At 73.4% G+C, this 22,399-nt stretch carries 19 protein-coding genes and 3 pseudogenes; 16 read left to right on the forward strand and 6 right to left on the reverse strand.

Annotation, left to right across the window (positions count from 1 at the left end; translation table 11 throughout):
• Nucleotides 1–1,245 precede the first annotated feature (1,245 nt).
• From ACFYNS_RS22025 to ACFYNS_RS22040, 4 genes and pseudogenes are all read left to right on the forward strand, one after another.
• Nucleotides 1,246–2,532 carry a pentapeptide repeat-containing protein gene (locus ACFYNS_RS22025; RefSeq protein ID WP_388604654.1) on the forward strand — a complete coding sequence of 429 codons (1,287 nt, stop codon included), beginning with the start codon at nucleotides 1,246–1,248 and terminating at the stop codon, nucleotides 2,530–2,532.
• 76 nt (nucleotides 2,533–2,608) lie between these two features.
• Nucleotides 2,609–3,081: pseudogene (locus ACFYNS_RS22030) on the forward strand (HIT family protein).
• 269 nt (nucleotides 3,082–3,350) lie between these two features.
• A pseudogene (locus ACFYNS_RS22035) lies at nucleotides 3,351–4,031 on the forward strand (hypothetical protein); the annotation flags it as partial.
• Nucleotides 4,032–4,244: 213 nt separating this feature from the next.
• Nucleotides 4,245–4,697, forward strand: coding sequence for a DoxX family protein (locus ACFYNS_RS22040; RefSeq protein ID WP_360300499.1), 453 nt, complete (start codon nucleotides 4,245–4,247; stop codon nucleotides 4,695–4,697).
• Between the two features lie 118 nt (nucleotides 4,698–4,815).
• Here ACFYNS_RS22040 and ACFYNS_RS22045 read toward each other — a convergent pair whose 3' ends face one another.
• Nucleotides 4,816–5,346 carry a GNAT family N-acetyltransferase gene (locus tag ACFYNS_RS22045; protein ID WP_360300502.1) on the reverse strand — a complete coding sequence of 177 codons (531 nt, stop codon included), beginning with the start codon at nucleotides 5,344–5,346 and terminating at the stop codon, nucleotides 4,816–4,818.
• Nucleotides 5,347–5,494: 148 nt separating this feature from the next.
• On the opposite strand from ACFYNS_RS22045, the gene ACFYNS_RS22050 reads away from it, so the two are divergent.
• The 3 genes from ACFYNS_RS22050 to ACFYNS_RS22060 all read left to right on the forward strand — a co-directional run bounded on the left by ACFYNS_RS22050 (nucleotide 5,495) and on the right by ACFYNS_RS22060 (nucleotide 8,370).
• The gene (locus tag ACFYNS_RS22050) at nucleotides 5,495–6,583 is read left to right on the forward strand and encodes a MerR family transcriptional regulator (protein ID WP_360300505.1); all 1,089 of its coding nucleotides are present in this window, start codon (nucleotides 5,495–5,497) and stop codon (nucleotides 6,581–6,583) included.
• A gap of 306 nt (nucleotides 6,584–6,889) precedes the next feature.
• Nucleotides 6,890–7,504, forward strand: coding sequence for a YdcF family protein (locus tag ACFYNS_RS22055; protein WP_360300507.1), 615 nt, complete (start codon nucleotides 6,890–6,892; stop codon nucleotides 7,502–7,504).
• A gap of 185 nt (nucleotides 7,505–7,689) precedes the next feature.
• Nucleotides 7,690–8,370 (forward strand): serine/arginine repetitive matrix protein 2, encoded by a 681-nt coding sequence (locus ACFYNS_RS22060; protein WP_360300510.1) that lies wholly within the window; start codon nucleotides 7,690–7,692, stop codon nucleotides 8,368–8,370.
• 6 nt (nucleotides 8,371–8,376) lie between these two features.
• Here ACFYNS_RS22060 and ACFYNS_RS22065 read toward each other — a convergent pair.
• The 4 genes and pseudogenes from ACFYNS_RS22065 to ACFYNS_RS22080 all read right to left on the reverse strand — a co-directional run.
• Nucleotides 8,377–8,554: pseudogene (locus ACFYNS_RS22065) on the reverse strand (ADP-ribosylglycohydrolase family protein); the annotation flags it as partial.
• Nucleotides 8,555–8,825: 271 nt separating this feature from the next.
• Nucleotides 8,826–9,356 carry a GNAT family N-acetyltransferase gene (locus tag ACFYNS_RS22070; RefSeq protein ID WP_360300512.1) on the reverse strand — a complete coding sequence of 177 codons (531 nt, stop codon included), beginning with the start codon at nucleotides 9,354–9,356 and terminating at the stop codon, nucleotides 8,826–8,828.
• 43 nt (nucleotides 9,357–9,399) lie between these two features.
• Nucleotides 9,400–10,275 (reverse strand): PaaX family transcriptional regulator C-terminal domain-containing protein, encoded by an 876-nt coding sequence (locus tag ACFYNS_RS22075; RefSeq protein WP_360300514.1) that lies wholly within the window; start codon nucleotides 10,273–10,275, stop codon nucleotides 9,400–9,402.
• The gene (locus tag ACFYNS_RS22080; protein WP_360300517.1) at nucleotides 10,272–10,958 is read right to left on the reverse strand and encodes a GNAT family N-acetyltransferase; all 687 of its coding nucleotides are present in this window, start codon (nucleotides 10,956–10,958) and stop codon (nucleotides 10,272–10,274) included. Before ACFYNS_RS22080 ends, ACFYNS_RS22075 begins: the two co-directional genes overlap by 4 nt.
• Before the next feature lie 83 nt (nucleotides 10,959–11,041).
• Here ACFYNS_RS22080 and ACFYNS_RS22085 point away from each other — a divergent pair, with 83 nt between their 5' ends.
• The 8 genes from ACFYNS_RS22085 to ACFYNS_RS22120 all read left to right on the forward strand — a co-directional run bounded on the left by ACFYNS_RS22085 (nucleotide 11,042) and on the right by ACFYNS_RS22120 (nucleotide 20,465).
• Nucleotides 11,042–12,124, forward strand: coding sequence for a serine aminopeptidase domain-containing protein (locus ACFYNS_RS22085; protein WP_360300520.1), 1,083 nt, complete (start codon nucleotides 11,042–11,044; stop codon nucleotides 12,122–12,124).
• Between the two features lie 146 nt (nucleotides 12,125–12,270).
• Nucleotides 12,271–13,215: a DMT family transporter gene (locus tag ACFYNS_RS22090; protein WP_388604657.1), complete on the forward strand. Its 945-nt coding sequence runs from the start codon at nucleotides 12,271–12,273 to the stop codon at nucleotides 13,213–13,215.
• A gap of 30 nt (nucleotides 13,216–13,245) precedes the next feature.
• Complete coding sequence (locus ACFYNS_RS22095) at nucleotides 13,246–13,446, forward strand: hypothetical protein (protein ID WP_360300528.1); 201 nt, start codon at nucleotides 13,246–13,248, stop codon at nucleotides 13,444–13,446.
• Nucleotides 13,447–14,160: 714 nt separating this feature from the next.
• A complete protein-coding gene (locus ACFYNS_RS22100; RefSeq protein WP_388604659.1) occupies nucleotides 14,161–15,450 on the forward strand; it encodes an MFS transporter in 1,290 nt (429 codons plus the stop codon).
• A complete protein-coding gene (locus tag ACFYNS_RS22105; protein WP_360291679.1) occupies nucleotides 15,447–17,489 on the forward strand; it encodes a prolyl oligopeptidase family serine peptidase in 2,043 nt (680 codons plus the stop codon). Before ACFYNS_RS22100 ends, ACFYNS_RS22105 begins: the two co-directional genes overlap by 4 nt.
• Nucleotides 17,486–17,611 (forward strand): hypothetical protein, encoded by a 126-nt coding sequence (locus tag ACFYNS_RS22110; RefSeq protein ID WP_019357533.1) that lies wholly within the window; start codon nucleotides 17,486–17,488, stop codon nucleotides 17,609–17,611. Before ACFYNS_RS22105 ends, ACFYNS_RS22110 begins: the two co-directional genes overlap by 4 nt.
• Nucleotides 17,612–17,783: 172 nt before the next feature.
• Complete coding sequence (locus ACFYNS_RS22115; RefSeq protein ID WP_360291676.1) at nucleotides 17,784–19,751, forward strand: RiPP maturation radical SAM C-methyltransferase; 1,968 nt, start codon at nucleotides 17,784–17,786, stop codon at nucleotides 19,749–19,751.
• Between the two features lie 66 nt (nucleotides 19,752–19,817).
• Complete coding sequence (locus ACFYNS_RS22120) at nucleotides 19,818–20,465, forward strand: DUF5825 family protein (protein ID WP_388604661.1); 648 nt, start codon at nucleotides 19,818–19,820, stop codon at nucleotides 20,463–20,465.
• 122 nt (nucleotides 20,466–20,587) lie between these two features.
• Here ACFYNS_RS22120 and ACFYNS_RS22125 read toward each other — a convergent pair whose 3' ends face one another.
• Entirely contained in the window at nucleotides 20,588–21,577 is a 990-nt protein-coding gene (locus ACFYNS_RS22125; protein ID WP_360291670.1) for a phospholipase, read from the reverse strand.
• Nucleotides 21,578–21,915: 338 nt separating this feature from the next.
• Between ACFYNS_RS22125 and ACFYNS_RS22130 the strand changes: the two genes are divergently transcribed.
• Complete coding sequence (locus ACFYNS_RS22130; RefSeq protein ID WP_360291667.1) at nucleotides 21,916–22,326, forward strand: VOC family protein; 411 nt, start codon at nucleotides 21,916–21,918, stop codon at nucleotides 22,324–22,326.
• The last annotated feature ends 73 nt before the right edge of the window (nucleotides 22,327–22,399 follow it).

A 22,399-nucleotide genomic window follows, 5' to 3' on the forward strand; every position in this document is an offset into this window, starting at 1 on the left:
CTCACCCTTCCGTTAACTATCCAGGATTTATGTGCGAGCTTTCAGGCATCACCGCCCAGCGGGCAGAAATCCACTAACGCACATGGGGGGCCGCACGATCCTGTTCCACCGGTCGGGCGGGCAGCAATACGTACGACGGTCGTGCGGGTTTATTCGGGCAGGCCGAATGGCACCCGCAGGGGTGTTCTTCCAGTGATCCCCAGAAAAGGGAGGGGATGGATGTACGCAGAGAACGCATCCGGTTGCGTTGTACGTAGCGACCACTGTGAGGTCGGGATCACCCCTTGTCAAGGTGTCTCTGGAGGCGGCTCCGGCGCCCGCGTGACCACCCCAGCGCGATTGGCCCGATCGGGTGAAGCACCCCTGGTCGCAGGGGCGTTGGGACGTGCCGGCCGCGCCGGCACACCCGGGCGGCCGGACCCCGTTGCCCCGGCTCGCCGCCCCCCCGCCCGCGAGGCCCTCCGGCGGTCCGCGCGGCACCCCGGATTCCGCCCGCGGGAGGGACTCCGGGGCGGAATGCGCGCCGGCGCTTTCCGCTGGGCCCGAACGGACTCCGCTCGTGTTTGCCGGGTGCCGCTCGGGAGCTTTACCATTCGCCCTCTCCATCCCTTGACCGTGGGAACAGCCGGTCCGCCCTCCCGCCCTTCCGGACCGGCGCCGCCGGATTTCGTCGGACCTCTTCCGCAGGTCGGAAGGAGTCGCTCGGCCCCTGCCTTGTCATGAGAACACCGCCCTGTCACCGTGCCGTTTCGGGAAAACCACGAGTCCCGCGCGGGGGGTCCGTTTTCCGGATCCTCATATATCCGTTCGACCGGCGGGCCCCGGAAGAGCGGCGACCGGCTCCGCGAGGACCCGGGCGCGTCGCGGGCCGGTGCCGGGAGCGGGCGCCCGGGCACCTTCGACCGGCCCGCCGACCGGCCCGCGACGCGGCCGGTCGAAGGTGCCCGGGGTTCGGTTCGCCGCAGGCCACCCGGTGGTGGCCATCGCGGCACGTCGAAGAACGGTCCGCGGCCGCGGTCACGGGCCGGTCACCGGCCCAGGCGCCGGGACTCGGGTTTTCGGCCCCGTGAACGCCCGGACAGTCCGCGCGATCGTAGGAGGGTTGCACCGTACGGCAGCACGCGGCGGTCGGGTTCGTGCACCATCGTTCGCGAAGGTGCGCCCGGCGCTGTCCGCCGGGGTGTTGCGGATCTGGGCGAAACCGGTGTCGCGGGCCGGGCGGGTGAGAGAGGCTTGTGCAGTGTGATGTCACGACAGTCCAGGCTCCCGGAGGGCCGCAGCGGCCTTCGCCTGTGGCCGGTCGGCTCCGTACTCGCCCTGACCTTCCTCGCCTCGGTGGTCGTCGCCGCCGCGGTGTTCCTCACCGGGTGGGACCTGCTCGGCGCCCGGGGAATCGAGCGGGAGCGGCAGCTGACGTCGAAGACCGTCTTCGAACTGGTGAAGCTCTCCTTCGGGGTGGTGGCCGGCTCCGGGGCACTCGTCGCGCTGGTCGTGGCCTACCGGCGTCAGCGGGTCGATGAGGACGGTGCCCGCCGGGAGGCCACCCGCCTGCACACCGAGCGCTTCACCGGCGCGGTCGGCCAACTCGGCGAGGAGCCGGCCGCGGTCCGCCTGGGGGGTGTGCACGCCCTGGCGGGTCTGGCGGACGACGCCCCGAACAGGGCGCAGCGCCAGACCTGCATCGACGTGCTGTGCGCCTACCTCCGGCTGCCCTACCCGCCCGAGGAGGACCCGGAGCGGACGGAGGTCGGCGGCAGCCCACGGCACGTGGGCCTGCACGAGGTCCGCCGCACCGTGGTCCGGCTCATCCGCGACCGCCTCCGCCTCCCGACTGACCACCCGCACTCCTGGCAGGGCTACGACTTCGACTTCACCGGCGCCGTCCTCGACGGCGGCTCCCTCGACCACGCGCACTTCTCCGGCGGCTCGGTCAGCTTCGAGGGCGCCGTCTTCCGGGGATCGGTGGTGCTCAACGGGGCCCGGTTCTGCGGCGGTACCGTGAACTTCACCGGCGTCCGGTTCGCGGGCGGCACCACGAACTTCAACGGCGCGCACTTCTCCGGTGGCCGCGTCAGCTTCGAGGACGCCCGGTTCTGCGGCGGCACCGTCGGCTTCGGCGCCGCGCTCTTCACCGGCGGCACGGTCTCCTTCAAGGGCGCGCACTTCGCCGACGGAGCAGTCAGCTTCCGCGGGGCGCACTTCTCCGGCAACCCCGGCAGCTTCCGGGGCACGGTCAGCTTTCACGGCGCCCGCTTCTGCGGCGCCGCCGTCGACTTCGACCGCGCCCGGTTCGCCGGAAGTGCCGTCGATGTCGGCAGCGCGGACTTCTCGGCCGGTGCCGTCACCTTCACCGGCGCGCGCTTCGCGGACGGCAGTGCCGATTTCACCCGCGCGACGTTCTCCGGTGGCGCGGTCGGCTTCGCCCAGGCGCAGGGCGAGGCTCCGGCAGGGCTGGTGCCCTCGGACGGCGGGACGGCCCCCGCGGGTGTGAGCCTGCCGGGCAGCTGGCACTCCGCGCGGACGCGATCGTGAACGCGGGGTTCCGCACGCTCCGCCGCGGCCCGGAGGCCGCGGCGGTCTCCTCACCGGCGAGAGAGCGGATGTGGCGATGACGGCAGACTGGCGGGCCGATCGGATCGGGAGCGCGCTGCGCGGCGAGAACCCCGCTGTGCTGCGGCGGTGGCCTCGGGGTTCGCGGTGATCGGTGATGTGCAGTTCCTGCCGGGCTACGCGCTGCTGCTCGTGGACGACCCGGACGTGGGGCGGCTGTCGGACCTGCCGAAGGAGAGGCGGCGCTCGTTCCTGTCGGACATGGACCGGCTCGGCGAGGCGGTGGAGCGCGCCTGCCGTCGGCTCGACCCGGCCTTCCGGAGGGTGAACCTGGAGATCCTGGGGAACACGGACCCGTTTCTGCACGCGCACGTGTGGCCCCGGTACGACTGGGAACCGGCCGACCTCGTGGGAGGTCCGGTGTGGCTTCATCCGCGCGAGCGGTGGAGTGCGCGGGAGTTCCGGCTCGGACCGCAGCACGACCCGCTGCGGGAGGCGATCGGAAGGGAGCTGGACCGGTTGGCCCCCTGATCCCGCGCGGGCCGGGCCGGACGCGTGAAGGGTTCCCACCGGCACAGGCAGGGGTGCGGCCGTTGCCGGCACGGCTTCGAAGAGGGGTGATTGCTCATCATCGAGGTGGCGACGATGCCCGCGATGAAGAACTACTCCTCACCTGGATCGGGGGAATCGTTCGCACAAGGTGAGTGCTGATGGCGACTCACTTCGCGAATCCGATTCCGTCCCGCCTTTCGATGTGGCAGCGCGTCCGCGAGGAGGGCGTGCCACCGTCCATGATCGAGGCGGAAGGAGCCAGAGGGCGTCCGGGAGACGCCCCGGAGGGGTGGCGCCGCTGGGCTGAGGAGGCGTTCCATCCGCCGCAGCCCTGGCGGAAGTTGCCGGCTGCGACCGTCCGCTCGGCGGCGACGGCGAGCGCACCGGGTGTGGGTGAGGGCACAGCTACCGGCGGCCCACCCGGCGCTCGGCGGGTGGGCCGGAGCGCTGCTGCCGGGGCCGCGCCCCACCCCGCCCCGCGTCTGCGTCGTGATCGGCATGTCCGGTTCGGTGAGCGACGGCGAATTGGGCTGCGCCCTGCTGGAAGTGGCGGCGCTCTCCCGCGCGGTGGGCGGTCGGCGGGACCTGGTGTCAATGGTCTGCTGCGATGCGGCGGCCGGAGTCGCGGTGCTGCTCTGCCGTGCCCAGAACCTGGAACTGATCGGCGGCGGAACGAACCTGACCTCCGGTCGTCCAGGCACTGCGGTCCGAGCCGCGTCCGGACGTCGCGGCCCGCGGCACCACCGCCCCGTCGCACGGTCGTAGGCCTCTTCCCCCCGCCCGCTGACCGGCGCCGGGAAGGGTGGGCGGCGGACCTGGGCGCGTTCCGCCCGGCGCGGTCTGCCTCGGATGTCCCGACCGGTTGTCAACCGAGTCTCAAGCGGTCCCCGAGCATCTTGACCGCTTCCGTCGACTCAGGCATGGTCTAGACCAAGTCCGGGATGCTGTCCGCGAGCCCGACACCCGGCGCGCGGAACAGCGTCCTCCACCGCCGCCCCTTCCCTCCGATCGGCCCTACCGCTGCGGACCCCGTCGGCTCGGCCCGGTCCGTCGATCCACTCCTCCCACGCACAGGCGTTCCATCCGGGTCGACTCGGGGCGAGGGGCTCGGCGGTGTCCGTCCCCCCATGGAAGGAACCCCCATGTCCTCCCTCACCGCTCGACTGGACCAGGCACGCCCCTACGCGACCGGACTGTTCCGGATCGTCGTCGGCCTGCTCTTCCTCTGCCACGGGGCCGCGTCGCTCTTCGGGGTGCTCGGCGGTGCGAAGGGCGGCGGCACCGTGCCGGTGGGTGCCTGGCCCGGCTGGTACGCGGCAGCGATCCAGTTCGCCGGGGGCCTGCTGGTCCTGGTGGGCGCGGGGACCAGGACAGCAGCTTTCGTCTCGTCCGGCTCGATGGCCTACGCCTACTTCGCCGTCCACCAGCCCAGGGGCCTCTTCCCCCTGCAGAACGAAGGGGAGGCCTCGGCGATGTTCTGCTGGGCGCTCCTGCTGCTCGTCTTCACCGGGCCCGGCGCTCTGGCACTGGGCTCGCTGCGCTCCTCCTCGCGTTCCCGCACCCGCGAACTGGACCGGCGGACCGTCCCCGCCTGATCCCGGCCCTCGACACCCGCGGCCGCCCGGACGCCGCACCCCCGGGCGGCCGCGGGCCCGCCCGCGGGCTTCCGGAGCCGCAGCGGACCCGGGACGGCTCTCCGCGCCGGGGCGGCTCTCAGGGCCGCAACAGGCCGCCGATCCACCAGTCGTGCGGCTTGCCGTCGTTGGCGATGCTGCGGTTGCGCAGCATCCCTTCGAGGGTGAAGCCGAGCTTCTCGGCAACGGCACGCGAGCCGGCGTTGCCGACCATGGCCCACCACTCGATGCGGTGCACGTCGAGAGCGGTCCAGCCCCACTCGCACAGCGACCGGGCGGCTTCCACCGAATAGCCGCGCCCGCGCTGGTTCTTGACCGCCCAGTAGCCGAGTTCCCAGACCCCCTGACTGACGAGGAACAGGCAGTACGACCCCACCAGGGCGCCGGTGTCCTTGCGGAACGCGCCGAGGGTGTAGTTCCGGTCCTCGGCCCAGCCGGCGGGGAGATCGTCGGCTATACGCTTCTGCGCGTCCGCACGCCGGAACGGCACCGGAACCGGCGTGAAGAACTGGATGTCCTCGTCCTGGCAGGCCTCGTACACCGCGTCCACGTCAGCGGACGTGAAGGCCCGCAGCGTCAGCCGTTCCGTCTCGAGAGTCACCGGGTCCATCACCGCAGTATGGACACCCGCCGACGGCGCTGCGAGTGAATATTCCGGTGCGCGGCGCGGCCGGGCCCGGCGGCGTTGACCTTCACCTTGGGGGAGGCCACAGCATCGGTGGGGCCGGGCGCCGTGCCCGGCATGAGGAGGGGTGGGAATGGGCTTGCTGACCATCGGAGCGTTCGCGAAGGCGTCCCGGCTGTCGCCGAAGGCACTGCGGCTCTACGACGAGCTCGGCCTGCTGACCCCCGCTCGCGTCGACCCGGTGACCGGCTACCGCCACTACGCACCCGAGCAACTGGACCGGGCCCGGCTCGTCGCCTGGCTCCGGCGGCTGGGGATGCCCCTGGCCCGCATCCAGCGGATCTGCGCGCTGGACGCCGGCTCCGCGGCCCGTGAGGTTCGCGCCTTCTGGGCGCAGGTCGAAGCCGACACCGCGGCACGGCGCGATCTGGCCACCTTCCTCATCGACAGCCTCGCCAGGAAGGACCCTGCCATGACCCCGGCCACTCGCCCGCTGGAAATCCGCTATGCCGCACTCTCCGACCCGGGCCTGGTCCGCGAGAGCAACCAGGACACCGCCTATGCCGGATCCCGGCTGCTGGCCGTCGCCGACGGCTTCGGCGCCGCCGGCGCCCCCGCGAGCTCCGCCGCCGTCCACGCGCTGAAGTACCTGGAGACCGACAGCATTCCGGCCGGGGACCTCCTCAACGTCCTCGAGGACGCCGTCGACCGGGCCCGGCAGGCCGTGCGCGGCATGGCCGACGCCGGCTCCCAGCCCGACGAGGCGGGCACGACACTCACCGCGATGCTGTGGACCGGCTCGCAACTGGGCCTCGTGCACATCGGCGACTCCCGCGTCCACCTCCTGCGCGACGGGGAGCTGTTCCAGATCACCCACGACCACACCGTGGTGCAGTCGATGGTCGACGAGGGACGGCTCAGTCCGGAGGAGGCAGCCTCCCATCCCCAACGGTCCCTGCTGCTGCGAGCGCTGGGCCGAGAAGTCGACGACGCCCTTCCCGACATGCGGCTGCACGACGTCCGGGCAGGAGACCGGTACCTGCTGTGCTCGGACGGGCTGTCAGGCGTCGTGCCCGCGGCGGAAATCGGCCGGGTGCTCGCCCGGAGCCCGCGACCCGAGGAGGCGGTCCGTGACCTCGTCGCTCTCGCCAACGGTGCCGGCGGCCCCGACAACGTGAGCTGCGTGGTCGCCGACGTCCTGGCACTCCCGCAGCAGGCGTGAGCGGCATGCACGTCGAGTGGCACCGGATCCGCTCACAACAGCTGCGCCGGGAGGCGGACGCGTACCGACTCGCCCGGCAGGCCCGCAGAACGGCAGCACCTTCCGCCGTCGCCGGCGATGCGTCCCGGGTCGCGGATCCGCAGCCTTGCCGCGTCCCGCCTCCGGCCGAACGCGCGGACAGGCACGGCGGCCGGGGAGGGTTCCTCCGCTCGCTCAGGAGGATCCTTCGACGTCCCGGCAGAATACGGGGGCTGCTGCGCGACTGAGCCTTTGCCGCTCCGGGTGGAGGCGCCCTAGAGTCCTGGGATGCGGCGCAGGACGGGACTGACCATGGCCGGGACCGTCGTCGCCCTGGCCTGGGGCGAGTGGCTGAACCGGCGCTGGTCCCGCGCTCTCGTCCCGGACGGAGGGGACGCTGCCGCGACTGTGGTCGTGTTGGGCTACCGGAACCCGCGGGCCGAGGCCAACCTCGTCAACCGCTGGCGGGTGCGTGCGGGGATTCGCTCCCTCGGCGCCGGCCCCGAGAGCGGAACCTGCCTGGTCTTCAGCGGGGGTCCGGTCGGCAGCGGCGTGCCGGAGGCCCGGTTGCTGGCCGCCTACGCGCGGTCGGTGCTCGGCTTCGAGGGCAGGGTGCTCCTCGAGGAACGGAGCGCCACTACGTGGGAGAACATCGCCAATGTGCTCCCCCTGCTCGAGAACGCCGACCGCATCAAGCTCGTCTCCCAGCCCGCTCACGCGCTGAAGGCCCGCGCGTATCTGCGGCGGCAGCGCCCCGACCTCGCCGAGCGGCTCGTGCGCGCCGACGACTACCGCCCCGGCGAGTGGCTGATCGTCAAGCCACTGCTCGCGCTGTACGGATTGTGGACCCTGCGCGGGCTCACGGCCGACGAGCGCAGGCAACCGCGTCGGACCGCTGCTTGACCGATGCTTCCGCCGCGCCGCCGGCCGCACGCGATCCCGGCAAAGAGGAGAGGCCGGCCCGCTGACGGATGCGGATGCGGATGCGGATGCGGATGCGGATGCGGATGCGGGCAGAAGCTCCCACGCCGGGAGTTGCCGGCGGCCGCACCCTGGCGTCGGCTCCCGTCGCGATACAGTGCGGGACCGTGGCTATAGGTAACCCTGGAGGAGCAGCGTACGGCGGCCCCCCGCCGCGGACCATCCCGGCGAAGGAGCTGCGGCCCCGCCGCCTCTGGTACGTGGTCGCCGCGGTGCTGGCGCTCGTGCTGGCCGGCAGCGGTACCGCCGTCATCGTGGCGACGGTGCGGGACACGGTGGACTCGATCGACACCGACCACAGCTTCCCCAGCGGCGGTTCGCAGACCTTCCGGTTCACCGCAGGCGAGACCAAGGCGGTCTACGCCTCCGTCTCCGGGCGGGGCCGGGTCAACTGCCGGATCCCGCAGATGCGGTCCGGATCCATGAAACAGCCGGACAGCACGTTCCGGATCACCAGCGGGTCCCGCACCTGGGAGCGCGTCTTCGAGGTGAAGCCGGGCAGCACCGGTGACTACACCCTCACGTGCACCTCGGATCGGCAGACCGAGTTCGCTCTGGGGGACGAGCCCCGCGTGGGTTCCGCGGTGGGTTCCGTCTTCGCGGCGATCGGGCTGTTCCTCGCCGCGGTCGCCTCGGCTGTGGTCATCAGCGTCGTCACCGCTGTCCGCCGGGGGCGCCACCGCCGCCGGCTCACCATGCCGGGCCCGCAGCCGTACCCGGGCCACCCGGGCCCGCCTCCCTTCGGCCCGCACCCGGGCCCGCCTCCCCCGCCCGGCCCCCGGTCCTGAGCGGACTCACCCCGCGTCCCGAAGATGTCCGAGGGCCCCCAAGTCGCGGCCGTGCTCGATCCGCTCCGCCCAGGCGCCCGGACAGGCGTCCGCGCCCAGACACGCGCCGGGCGAAAGCGCCGGTCAAGCAGGTGAGGGAGTCGGAGTCACCGGAGGTGCAGGCCGCCCTCCGCACGGCGGTGAGCTGTGCGGGCAGGTCCATCGTGCGCCAGGAGCCGCGCTCGGCGAGGATCTGCGGAAGGTCGTTGAACTCGTTCGAAAAGCCGAGTGCGTCCCCGACCGCCGGCCCGATCATCGCCCGACCGCGGCCTGCTTTCCGCCTGTTGCCATGCCCATCCCGCTATCCCGTGTCGAGCGAGGGCCTGCCACCGATTTCCGGCGGCACGCGGCTGACCGGCTGCCCGCGGTCGGCTCAGGGGCCCTGCCCCGCGCTGCAGGCCCGCCCGGCGGGACCCTCAGCCCACCCGGCGGGCGAGCACCGCTCCCGGCCAGTCCCCGTGCAGGAACCGCTCGGCCGGGGCGAATCCGTTGCGTTCGTAGAAGGCGACGAGTTGGCCGCCCCCACCCGCCCAGCAGTCGACCCGCAACAACCGGACTCCGGCCCGGAGGGCCTCTGCGGCGGCGTGGTCCAGCAGCGCGGCGCCGATGCCCCGGCCGGCGTGCCGTCGGTCGGTGACCAGCAGCCGGACGTACCGCTCGGGTTCGCCGGCCGGGCCGATGGGCAGCTGCGGGCTGGGGCCGGAGTCGAGTACCAGCGCCCCCACAGGTGTGCCGTCCAGCTCCGCGATCCAGGGGCTGTTCTCGCTCAGGTACCGCTGTACCCGCGCCACTCCGCCGGGCTTTCGGGAGTACGGGGTCGTGCCCCACTGCTGGGTGTTCCCGCGGGCGTTCATCCAGGCGACCGCGGCATCGAGCAGGTGCAGGACAGCCGGTGTGTCGGCCCGGTCTCCGGGCCTGATCCGTAGGCCGGGGGCGATGTCGTCCACGGCGGGAGCATAGCCGCTCCGGCGGCACGGTCCGCCGGTCCGCTCAGCGTCGGGTCCGCTCCGCGGCCTCGCGCGTGATGTCGGCGTAGACCTGGAAGACGGCAGGGCGGGATGCGCGGGGTGCCCGTTCGTGCAGCGCCGCCCAGCACCGGGCGACGACTTCCCTGGCCCGCGCGCCGGGCCAGGGCCGGGGCAGCAGCTCGGGCGGCAGCAGGGGGTCGGGGTCCATGGCGCGGGTGAGTTCGGCTGCCAGTTCGAGAGCGATGGTGAGGAGTTCGGCCGACGGCACCGGATCGGAGCCGGTGAGCCGTTCGAGGCGGGGCCGGGCCACCTGGTCGAGCCGGTGGTAGCGGCCCGCGATCTCCTCCAGGGGCCACAGGTCCCTGGCGAGTTCGACGGGGTCCTGGGTGCCTCCTCTGCGCAGGTCCGTGGTGGTGAGGAGGGTGAGCGCCGCATCGGCACCGAGCCGGCCGGCGGCGTCCTCGACGTAGGGCTCCCAGGCGTTGGCGCAGACGTACAAGCCCCCTTGGAGCGCGGAGCCGCCGAGGTGGACGAGTGTCTCGCGCAGGGCGTCCCGCGCCGTGCGCGCCGACTCGGGTACGGCGAACGCGGCCAGATGCCAGGTACCGTCCCAGGGCGCGTGCCCGGCGTCCTGCCGGAAGGCGTGCCGCAGGAAGTCCGCGTTGGGGGCGAGGAACCGGGCGGTCGCCTCGGTCGCGTGCAGCACTGCTTTCCGGCCCCGGCCCTCGTGGGTGAAGCGCCCTTCGGCGAGCAGCCGCTTGATGCAGAGCCGTACCTGCTGGTCGCTCATGCCCAGGGTGTTGGCGACGGCGTAGAGCTCGGCTGCGCCGACTGTGCCGTCCTCGCGGATCAGGGCGTGGACGAGCATACGGGTGGGGATCTCGACGCGGTCGCTCACGGTGTCGACGGTCCTTTCTGCTGGGCTCCGACGGCCCGGTGCATGGTGGTCACCGCCCCGAATCCCAGCAGCTTGCGCAGGTAGGGCGTGCGCTCGGTCCGAACGGCTGTGAATCCGCGGCGTTCGTAGAGGGCCCTGGCCCGCGGATTCGTGTCGATCACGTCCAGTCTGACCTCCCGGCAGCCGTGCGCCGCCGCCACGTCCGCCACTTCCTCGAGGAGCAGGCTCCCCACGCCGCGGCCGCGCGCCTCCGGAGCCACGGCGATGCCGTCCATGACGAGCTGTCCGGGTGCCGGGCGGCGTTCGAGAAGGGCGAGGAGAAGGAGTCCGGGCAGTCCCCGGAGCCATCCGTAGGCACGCAGCAGCGCGGAAGCCGAACCGCCGGTCAGGGCCCGGCCGTCGACCTGGTAGCCGGCGAGACCGACGAGCTGCCCGTCGAGGAGCGCGCAGACCGCGCGGTCGGCGTCGAACTGGTCGGCGAGAAAGGGCACCGCCTTCTCCGGCGGGTTCAGTGCCGGGCCGAGCTTGCGGCCGAAGGCGTCCCAGTACAGCTCCGCCGCCCTGCGTTCGGCTCCGGTGGGAAGCCCCCGCCGCACCGAGACCCCGTGGACCCTGCCGAGCTGGTCGGCCCTGCCGGTGCCATCGGCTCCGGCGCTCTCCGTGCGCTCCGCATCCGCTTCCATACCGCCGCCCCTTCCGCGTCTCCGCCGGACTGAAAACTATTACGATGTCTACGATCGTAGTTCGGATGATAGTTTCTGGCGCCATGCGGAACCGGAGAGAGAGATCCAGAACCGAGCAGCGGCCCACCCGGCCCCGGCGGCGCGCACTCCGCCTCGCCGTGTGGTCACTCGCCACAGCCCTGGCGCTGACCTGCTGCCTCGGCGGAATCGTGGCCTGGCAGCACTCCTACGACATGCACGAGCAGCGCGTCTCGATCCGCCACGGCGGCCACGTCCTGCACGGCGTACTGACCACCCCCCAGGACGGGCGCGAACAACACGGCCTGGTCGTGTACGTCCACGGCGACGGCGCCGTGGACGCCACCCACGACGGCGGCTACCGACCCATGTGGGAGTCGAACGCCGCGGCCGGGTACGCCTCACTCTCCTGGGACAAGCCCGGTGTCGCGGGGGCACCCGGGGACTGGCTGGCGCAGTCCATGCAGGACCGGGCCGAGGAAGTGGCCGCCGCCATCGCCTGGGCGCGCGAACGCCCCGGCATCGACGGGGACCGGATCGGGCTCTGGGGCGCCAGCCAGGCGGGCTGGGTGCTGCCGAAGGTCGCCGCCGAAACCCCGGTGAGCTTCGTGATCGCCGTCTCGCCCGCGATCAACTGGCTCCGGCAGGGCCGCTACAACCTTCTCGCCGAGCTGCGCGCCGAGGGCGCCTCCGCGGCCCGCGTCGAGGCGGAGATCGCGAAGAGCGACACCACGCGGCGGCTGCTGCGGCGGGGCGCGACCTTCGGCGAGTACACCAGCGCCCTGGGGGGCCGCACGGACGGCATGACCGCGGGCCGGTGGCGGTTCGTGTCCGAGAACTACACCGCGGACGCGACGCGCGACCTGGAGGCGCTGCGCGGCACACCCGTACTGCTGGCCCTCGCCGGCCACGACACCAACGTCGACACCGCGGAGACCGAGAGGGTCTACGGCGAGGTCCTGGGCTCGGACGCACTGACGGTCGCGCACTACCCGGAGGCAGCCCACTCACTGGTCAAGGAGTCAGTCGAGCACTCGGACCTCAAGCTTGTGCTCACCGCGCTCCTCGCCCCCCGCCGCCTGTTCGCGGAGGGGTTCCTGGACGACCAGCGGCGGTTCCTGGCAGCTCCAGGCACGGCACGGCCGTAGCCGCATCGAGCGACTGCGGACGGGGCCGGCCGCGCGACGGCGGCCGGTCCCATGCCGCCCAGCGGACCTCACCCCCCCAGAAGGTAAACCGATCTGTATAGTGGGATGAGTAAACCGATCTGTTTACTCGAACTGTGGGGTGAGGTGTGAACTTCCTGCTAGCCGTCGCGTTCGTGGTCTGCTGGAGCTCCGGATTCATCGGAGCGAAGCTGGGGGCGGGCAGCGCGCCCGCGGTGACGCTCCTGATGTGGCGGTTCCTGCCGCTCGCGCTCGCGCTCCTGGCCGCCACCGCGGCACGCGCCTCCTGGCGGAGCGTGCCGCCGCGAGCCCTCCTCCGGCAGGCGCTGATCGGCACGCTCTCCCAGAGCGGCTATCTGCTCACCGTCTTCTGGGCGATCCAACTGGGCGTCTCCAGTGGAACCACCGCCCTCATCGACGGCGTGCAGCCCCTGGTCGCCGGAGCGCTGGCCGGGCCGCTGCTGCGCCAGTACGTCTCCCGCCCGCAGTGGCTGGGACTGGGGCTGGGACTGGGGCTGGGACTCGCCGGGGTCGTGATCGTCACGACCGCCGATGCCGCCACGGCCGCCGACGTCGCCTGGTGGGCCTATCTCATACCGTTCCTCGGCATGCTGTCGCTGGTGGCGGCCACCTTCCTGGAGGGCCGCTCCCGTACGGACCTCTCCCCCGAGGTGCCGCTGGCCGTGCACTGTGCCACCAGCGCCGTCATCTTCACCGCCCTGGCCCTGGCAGCGGGTTCGGCGACGCCACCCACCGACCCCGCCTTCTGGACGGCGGTCGTCTGGCTCGTCGTGCTCTCCACCTTCGGCGGCTACGGCCTCTACTGGCTCATCCTGCGGCGCTCCGGCGTCACGCAGGTCAACACGCTGATGTTCCTCATGGCCCCGGTCACCGCGGTCTGGGGCGCGATCATGTTCGGCGAGCACTTCGGAGTGCGGACCGCCCTCGGTCTGGCCGTCTGCCTCGCGGCCGTCGTCGTCGTCCACCGCGGCCGACGGCCCGCGGCCCCGGCGCCGATCCGTGCCCGGAGCGACGCTCCGACTCCGGCCGGGAATGCCGCAGCTCCCCTCTGAGACGTCCCCACCAACGGCAAGGAGAACCCCATGCGCACAGCACTGCACCGGTTCCTGCTCCTCGCACGCGACATCGCCACCGGTATCGACACCGGCCACGCGATCCGGCACGGACTCCCGATTCCCGACCGGACCCGCCGCGGCAACCCCTTCGGCACCGAGGACGCCGCCGCGCGGCTCGCGGCACAGCGGGCCCGGCGGAGTCAGCCCCACCGGCCCGGCCCCCGCTGAGCTGCCCCCGGAGACAGCGGAACCCGCTCTCGGGGGGCGCATGCGGAGCGAGCGCCCCGCGGGAACCCCCACTTCCCGGCGGCCCGGACCGCGGTCATGACCGTCCGCGGTCCGGGCGCGTCGTCCTCATGGGCGGCGTCGGCATGCTCGGCGGCGCGGATCTCGCCCTCCCTGCCCGTGGCTCATGCGCAACTCGGTCACGGTGCGCGGGCGGTGGATGCACCCGCGCTCGACGCTCGCCGGTCTGATCCGCGCCCTCGCGTCCGGCACGCTCGACCTCGGCGCCGAACGCTTCCGCGCCTTCCCCCTCGACGCCGTCAGCGAGACCGTCTCGTACGCCGAGGCCTCTCGTACGCCTCCGCGCCGGCGGACCGTCCGCCCGCACCGTCCGCACCCCGGCGGCCGGTTGAGCGCCGGGCACCCGGCGGGCCCTGCCCCGGTCGGGCGCGGCGGCCCGGCGCGCGGCCGCCCGCGGCCACCGAGCGGTCCGCGGAGGGCGCGGGAAGACATCGGACGGGTCCGCGTCCCATGTATTGCGCAACCTTGACAGCGGCTGATATTCCTCAAGGTGCGCACGGGAAAGGCACGAAACCTTCACGCGATTTCGGCTCGTGAACCGGGGGAACGTTCCATGGCGCACCACGGCAGAGGCTGCTTACACCCGCCCGCACCTCCCGCATCTCCCTCGCCGGATCGGCGCACGCCCACGGCGCGTTGACCCCGGGAACCGCCCGTCCGGGAAAGCGGACGACTGCTCCGGGCGCCGCGGCGGACGGGGACTTCCGCCGCTTCTGGTGGGCCAACACCGCGGACGCGCTCGGCACTCAGACCTCCGGTCTGGCTCTTCCGCTGCTGCTGCTCGCCCTCGGCACCCCACCCGCCGTCGTCGGCACGGTGGCCGGTGTGTCCGCCGGATGCGGCATCCTCGCGGGGCCGTTCGCCGCCGTCCTCGCCGACCACGGCGCACGCAAGCGGGTGCTGGTCTGCGCCGCTCTGGTCTCGGCCGGTGCCATGACCTGGGTCGCCGTCGGCGCGCTGGTCGGCGACCCGCCGCTGTGGCAGCTCTGCGCCGCGGTGGTGGTGGAGCGGACCGCGACCTCCTGTCAGGAGGCCGCGTCGGCGGGCACGGTGGCAACTCTCGTGCCGCCCGACCGCTACCCCCGGGCCGTCTCCCGGCTGCAGGCCGGTGAACAGGCGGGGCTCGTGGTGGGACCGGCCCTCGGTGGTGCCCTCTTCCAACTCGCGCGCTGGCTGCCCTTCCTCGCCGATGCCCTCTCCTATCTGGCCTCCGCGCTCTGCGTGGCGGCGATGCGTGCCGACCTGCACCCGCGCCGGGGCGGCCCGGCCGAGTCCGGCTCCCCGACCGCCTCAGGGGCCGGGATCGCCGCGGCCGGCCGGCGTTTCCTGCGGGAACTCGGCGCCGGAGCGGGGTTCGTGCGCCGGGAGCCGTTCCTGCGGTTCGTCCTGCTCTGGTCGACGGCGATGAGCCTCCTGCTGGCCGCCCTCTCCTACGGCACGATCTTCACCCTGCGGGACTCGGGTGCGGGCGGCGGGCCGGTCGGTGCGGTGCTCGCGGTGGCCGGGGCCGCCGGGCTGGCCGGCGCGCTGCTCGCGCCCCGGCTCGCTCACGTGCTTCCGGGCGCCCGTCTGGTGATCACGGTGTCCTGGCTGATGGTGGCGCCCACGCTCGGACTCGCGCTGACCACCCGGGTCTGGGCGTACGCACTGCTGTTCGGGGCGATCTCGCTGCTGCTCCCGGCGGCGGCCGTCGTCCTGCAGTCCCGCGCGCTGGAGGTGACCCCCCAGCAGCTCCAGTCCCGCACCGGAACGGTGCTCGCGACCGCCACCGGACTGGCGGCCGCCGCGGGCCCGCTCGCGGCGGGCGGACTCGCCGGGACCGGGGGCACGGACCGCACGGCGCTGTGCTGCTGCGCGGCCCTGATCCTGCTCTCCCTGTGGTCCACGGCGCGGGCCCCCGCGGTGCTGCGGAAGGAGGCCGTATGACGCGCGGCGCAACGGAAGCCGACGTGCCCGGGCCCGGCGGCACCCGATCCGGCGGCACGCCGGCGGCCGGCACCGGGTCCGGCGCGGTGGAGAACGAACGCGGCTACCGCGTCTACCGCCCCGTCATCCCGGAGGTCTGCCCGGCGGACCCGGATCGGATGGTCCTGACCGCCGACGCCGGAGGACGCTGCGAAGTGTTCGCCCACGACGCCGCCACCGGACGCACCCGCCAGGTGACCGACCGGCCGCACGGGACCCTGCACGGCACCCTGGACCGGGACGGGGCCGTGTGGTGGTTCGACGAAGACCTGGAGGGACGCGGCGTCTGGCGGGTCCAGGACTTCGACGGGGGCCCCGACGCGGCGGCGCTGCCACCGGCTCCCGTGGGCACCCCGCGCGGGCTCGCGATGAACGCCGCGGGGCAGGTCGCCGCGGGCGTCGGCAGCCCCGCCGGGCTGGCCGTGTGGCTCGGACGGCGGGGCGGCCCGGCCCGCGAGGTCCACCGGGCCCCCGGCCCACGGCGGCTGGCCGGGCTCTCCCCCGACGGCGCACTGCTGGCCGTCGCCGGGCCGCCGCACGACGTCACTGCGGTGACTCTGCTGACCCCCGACGGACGCACCGTCGCCACACTCGGGGGCGGCGACCTGCCGCAGGTGGCCGCCGCCGCCCGAGGCACCGCGGCGGGCTCCGGCGCGCCCCCGGAACGGGAGTCGGGGGCGGCAGGCCCCGCCGCGGCCCGGATCTGGGCGCGAGGCTTCGCACCGGCGGCGGAACGGGCCGAACTCCTGCTGGTCACCGAGCACTCCGACCGGTACCGGCTCGCCACCTGGGACGCCCGGCACGGGCTCCGCGAGCACGCCTGGTGCGCCTTCGACACCGAGATCGACGCCGTCTGGTACCCCGAGGCGCGCACGGTCCTGATCCGGCAGGACCGGCACGGGCGCAGCCTGCTGCACACCGCCGACCTGAACCGGCGCACCCTGTCCACGGAGGCCACCCCGCCCGGCAGCATCCCGGATGCCGCCCCGCGCCCCGGCGGAGGAATCCACTACGTATGGACGGACAGCGCCACCCCGCCCCGGCTGTGCACCACAGCGGCGGCGGGCCCGGCCCGGGCGCATCCGCCGGTGCTCGGCGCCCTGCCGGAGCGGGCACCCGGCGTGCACAGCGAACTGTGGACACCCGGCCCCGACGGACCGGTGCACACCCTGCTCAGCCTCCCGGAGCGCACCGGCTCGACGCCTCCGCCCCTGGTGTTCCTGCTGCACGGCGGCCCCGCCGACCACGACCGGGACGCCTATGACGGCATCGTCCACTCGCTGGTGGCCTCCGGCCTCGGTGCGGCGCGGGTGAACTACCGCGGCTCCACCGGCTACGGGCCGCGCTGGCGGGCCGCCTTCGGCGCCGGGGTAGGTCTCACGCAGGTCGACGACCTGGTGGCGGTACGGGCCGATCTGCTGGCACGCGGCCTGGCGCGGGAGGGCGCCGTCGGCCTCTGGGGCACCTCGTGGGGCGGAGCGCTGGCGCTGCTGGCCCTCGGAGTGCGGCCCGAACTGTGGCAGGCGGGCGTCGCCGTCAAGCCCATCGCGGACTTCGCCGCGGCACACCGTACCGGCCTGCCCGCCCTGCGCGCCCTGGACGAGCGGCTGTTCGGCGGCACGCCGGACGACGTACCGGAGCGCTACGCGCGAAGCTCCCCGGTCACCCACACGGCCCACGTCATCGCGCCCGTACTCGTGGTCGCCGCCGCCCGGGACGCCAAGTGCCCGCCGCAGCAGATCGCCGACTACCTGGCGGCGCTGCGGGCCGCGGGAGCACCGCACGAGTCGCTGTGGCTGGAGTCCGGCCACGACGGCTACCGCGGCGCCGACCACGTGGCCACGCTGCGCCGTGCCCTGGAGTTCCTGCACCGCCACCTGGCCTCGGCCGCCCGCCGCACGACCTCCACAGCTCCCCGCTCCGACCGGCGCGGGGCCGAGCAGGCCGGTGCTCCGGACCCCTCCGGCGCCGTCCGCCGACATCCCGAAGGGAGGCGATGACCATGCAGAAGGACGTCATCCACAACAACCCGCTCGAGGACGACGAGGAGAACCGCAAGCCCGGCGTCAGCATCACGATCACGGTTCCGATCCGCAACGCGGAGGAGACCGAGGAGATCTGACCCGGTCTCCCGGCCCGGTGCCCCGGGGCACCGGGCCGGGAGGCACCCCGGCAGCCGCGCGGCCGGCCCCGGGCCGCCGTGCCGCCGCTCCCGCTCGTCACCCCGCCACCGCCCGGACCTGCCCGGCCCCGCCCGGCCCCGCCCGACAGCGATCGTTCCGAGGAGTCCGCCCATGCGCGTGCTGCTGGTCAACATGCCCTGGTCCCCCATCGACGTGCCCTCGCTCGCGCTGGGCATCCTCAAGCGCAGCGCGAGCGAGAACCGGCCCGACACCACCGCGGAGGTGTACCACGCCAATCTCGAGTACACCGACTGGATCACCGAGCGCACCGAGTTCGACAAGGGCGACTACGAGTACTACGCGCTCTCCTCCTACTTCCTCGGCTGCGGCGACTGGGTCTTCTCCTCGGCGCTCTACGACGATCCGGAGTGGCGCACCGAGGAGTTCACCGCGGCGCTGCGCGGCAAGCTCTCCACCTCCCGCATGCGCATGAGCCACGAGCTGCACCGTCTCGCGCCGGAGTTCGTGGCGCGCACCGCACAGGAGATCGTGGCGCGGGAGCCCGACGTGGTGGGGTTCTGCTCGACGTTCCAGCAGAACACCGCGGCGCTGGCCGCTGCCAAGTACGTCAAGCGGCTCGCACCGCACATCACGACGGTGCTGGGCGGTGCCAACTGCGACGCCGAACAGGGGCACGCGGCCCACCGCAATTTCCCGTTCGTCGACTACGTGGTGCGCGGCGAGGGGGAGGCCGCCTTCCCGCGACTGCTCGCCGCTCTCGACGGTTCGGGGAGCCCCCGTGCGATACCGGGCCTGTGCTGGCGGGACGCCGAGGGCTCCTCGGTGGCCAACCCGATGGCCACCTCCCCGCTTCCGCCCGCCGCGATCACCTCGCCGGACTACTCCGGCTACTTCGAGCGGCTCGCCGCCTCCGCGGCCCGGCACTGGGTGGAGCCCAAGCTGGTCGTGGAGGGCGCCCGGGGCTGCTGGTGGGGCGAGAAGCACCACTGCACGTTCTGCGGGCTCAACGGCACCTTCATGGAGTTCCGCAGCAAGGCGCCGGAGCGGTTCTACGACGAGATCATGGAACTCGCCCGCAAGCACCGGGTGCTGGACATGTACGTCGTCGACAACATCCTGGACATGGGGTACGTGCGCACGGTGCTGCCCCGCATCGTGGCCAGCGGATACGACCTGCGGCTGCACATCGAGATCAAGGCGAACATGCGCCGCTCCCAGCTCCAGACCCTCGCCGACGCAGGGATGATCTACGTCCAGCCGGGCATCGAGAGCCTCAACAGCCGGGTGCTGGACCTGATGGACAAGGGGGTGAGCGGCTGCCAGAACGTGCGGATGCTACGCGACGGCGCGGAGACCGGCCTGGCCGTCTCCTGGAACTACCTGCACGGCTTTCCCCACGAGCGCGACGAGGACTACACCCCGGTGATCGCGCAACTACCGGCGCTGGAGCATCTGATGCCGCCGGTCGACCTCTCGGCACGTATCGCCATCGAGCGCTTCAGTCCCTACTTCAACCGTCCCGAGCTGGGCTACGAAGCGCTGCGCCCGGACGTGCACTACCGCTTCACCTACGACCTGCCGGAGTCCGAACTCTACGATCTGGCCTACGTGTTCGAGGCGCCCGAGCGGGGGATCGGCGAGGAGACCGCGAGCCGGCTCAACGACGGCATCAAGGCGTGGCACGAGGCCTACCCGTCCAGCCGGCTCACCCACACCGACCTCGGTGACCGGATCGTGCTGGTCAGCCGCCGCCGGATGTTCGACTGGCGGGTGCGGGAGCTGACAGCGCCGGTGGAGCTGGCCGCCTTCCGGCTGCTGGACCAGCCGCACCACCCCGCCGCGCTGGCCCGGAAGGTCGCCGGGCAGCTCGCGTCGGAGGGCGGCGAAGGAGCGCCGGGCGAGGACGGTGCCGGGGACGAGCCGGCGATACGGGAGCTGCTGGAGCGCTGGCTCGAGTGGGGTGTGGTGTTCACCGACGCGGGTCAGTACGTGCATCTCGCCCCGGCGGCCGTCAACGAGGATCTGCTGCGGCTGGAGTTCATGCGCACCGCGGCGGCCGCCGCGGAAGCTGCGACCGCGCAGGATCCGGGAGAGCGGCCCGCCGTCCCGGTCCCCTGACGCCGCCGCGCCCGGCGCCCCGCATCCGCACCCTCATCCGCACGCACCCCGGTACCGAGGAGCTCCATGGACACCGTCACCGCCTGGCGCGACTACGAACTCGAGGCCGCCGGTCTGACCGGCATGTCACTGGGCGAGGTGGAGGCGGCCGGTCCGCCCTCCGAGGCCGCAGCGCGGCTCTGGCGCTCCGGCGCCCGGCGGGTCAGGCTGGCCGGCGCCACCGACCTGCGCCCCGCCGCGAACACGGACGCCGCCGACGCGGCCCGCACGGTGCGCAGGCTGTGCCTGGTACGGGAGTTGACGGCGCACGCCGTGTACGTCGAATGGGAGCTGCGCCTCGCACCCGGACCCGACGCGTGGCGGCCGCTCAACCACCTCCAGCCGCCGGTCGCCCTCTCCGGTCCGCCCGACCCCGAGCAGACGCTGCGCACCTGGCGCGAGGAGCACTACCTGTGCAAGTGCCTCTGGCGGCAGGGGCCGGGATTCGTCCAGATCCGGGACCGGCGGTGGGGCGAACTCCACCGCTTCACCGTGGACGAACCCGACTACCAGGAGGCCATCGCGCTGCTGGCCGAGGGGGCGCCCGCCGCGGCGGTACCGGCGGCGATCCTCCAGGACTTCCGGTCCGAGCAGCTCGTCGGGGACGTCGGCGAGATGGTGTGGTGGCTGCCCTACCGGGTGCGGCGCTGGATCCAGGAGGCGATGGCCATCTGAACGTCCCCGTGCGGGCGCCCGCCGCCCGGCGCCGCTGAGGACGCCTGCGCCGGGCGGCTGGACGGGCAGCCGGAGCACGTCCGGCGGCGGGGGGCGCTCCGGCGCGGGGCCCCTGCCGGAGGTCAGCTGCCGAAGGGGATGTCCTGCGGGGTGGCCATGCGGCGGGTGCCGGGGTGCGCCCGCACATAGTCCTGGATGTAGGACAGCGCGGTGCGCACACCGCTGTCGTCCGTTCCGCAGCCGTCCGGGCCGCTGACGCCGTCGGGGTAGCACGACATGCGGTTGCCGTAGATCAGCGCGTCCACGGCGGCACCCGAACCGGAGGAGTCGAGCAGCGTGGCCGTGCGCTCCCGGTCGCCGGTTCCCACGGTCCAGCCGACGGTGCGGGCGAGTTCACCGCGGTCCCGGGCCGCGCCGCCGGCCCGCAGCTCCTGCTGGATGCTGCCGAAGTCCAGCGCCATGCTGAACAGCCCCTTGTCCATGATGCGCCGGCTGCTCGGCACGGCCGCTCCGTGCTCGGCGAAGCCGTCCCGCACCTCGGCGTAGTCGCCGCTGTAGCTGATGGCCTCCTTGGCGTTCAGATCACCGACGGCATCCTGCCAGCCGGCGCCGCCCTCGCTTCCGTAGAAGCCGTAGAGCACCCGGATGCCCCGGCTCTCCAGTTTGCTGCGGGCCAGGTCCCGCAGCGCGGCGACGGAGCAGTGGCGCCATTCGGGGTCGCTGCTCTCGCACCAGTCGGGGTTCTTGATGTCCAGCCAGACGAAGGAGACCTGGCGCCCTGCCCGGTGCTCCTCCGCCACCTGGTCGAACATGGCGGCCATGGAGTCGCCGTAGCTGGTGAGGGTGCCGTCGTGGTCCGCCCACCAGCCGTCCCGCCAGGCGGTGGCGTCGATCTCCAGTGCGTTGGCCCCCTGCCGGAGGGACGCCGTCACCCCGCCCGTGGTGAGTACCCGGTGGGCGATGGCCCAGGTGGGTCGCTGCTGTGCAGCGGCGGACGGCGCCCCCTGGGAGGCGGGCTGCTGGGCGGGAGCCTGCCCTGCTCCCATGAGGGTTGCTCCGGCGGCCAGAGCGAGCGGGAGCAGTATTCCGCGGAGCCGACGCACGACGGCCATGAAGTCCGGTCCTTCCTTCAATTTCGGACCGCCCCGGGTCGCGGGCGCTTCCGCGCGCTGTCTGCCGGGGCGGACGACGCGGACCGAGCGCCCGCGCCCGGAAGAGCGTACGTCATATTACTCACGGGTAACCAGTGGCTGCGCTCCGTGCGCTCACCGTTCCCGGGCCCGCCCGCGACGCGGCCTGGCCGGGATGAGGTCCCGGCCGGCCTCCGGCACCCGGCCCAGGACCAGCGACCGATGGCAGCAGGCCGTCGGATCCCTAGGCTCACGGTGGTCCGCTTCCACCGCGCACGGACCACAGGTCCGTGACGCCCCGCCGCTCAGGAGATGTCCGTATGCCCGCCGACTCCACGGCTCACATCCGCATCGCCCGGCCCTCGCGTGACCTGCGGGCCGCCGAGCGCTTCTGGGTCTCGGGCCTCGGTCTCGACGTCCAGTACCGGTGCGCGGCGGACAGCGCGGCCGGCCGGGGCGCGCTTCTCATGGTCGGGTGGCCCCGTGCGTCCTGGCACCTGGAGCTCGTCCACGACCCCCTGGCCCCCGTGGAGCCCCGGCCGACGGCCGCGGACCTGCTGGTGGTCTACCTCGACGCGCCGGTCCCCGACGCCCTGGTGGAACGGCTCGCGCAGCACGGCGGGGAACGCGTGGCGGCGCACAATCCGTACTGGGACACCTGGGGCGTCACCGTTCAGGACCCGGACGGCTATCGGCTGGTGCTCTCCACCCGCGGATGGTCCAACTCGTAGGCCTCCGGGCACGGATGGGCCGGTACCGGGTACGGCCCGGGCGGGAGGGAGCAGCCGCGGAGGCGGCGTCCGG

Source organism: Streptomyces sp. NPDC006925 (genome assembly GCF_042869575.1).
GTDB lineage: Bacteria > Actinomycetota > Actinomycetes > Streptomycetales > Streptomycetaceae > Streptomyces.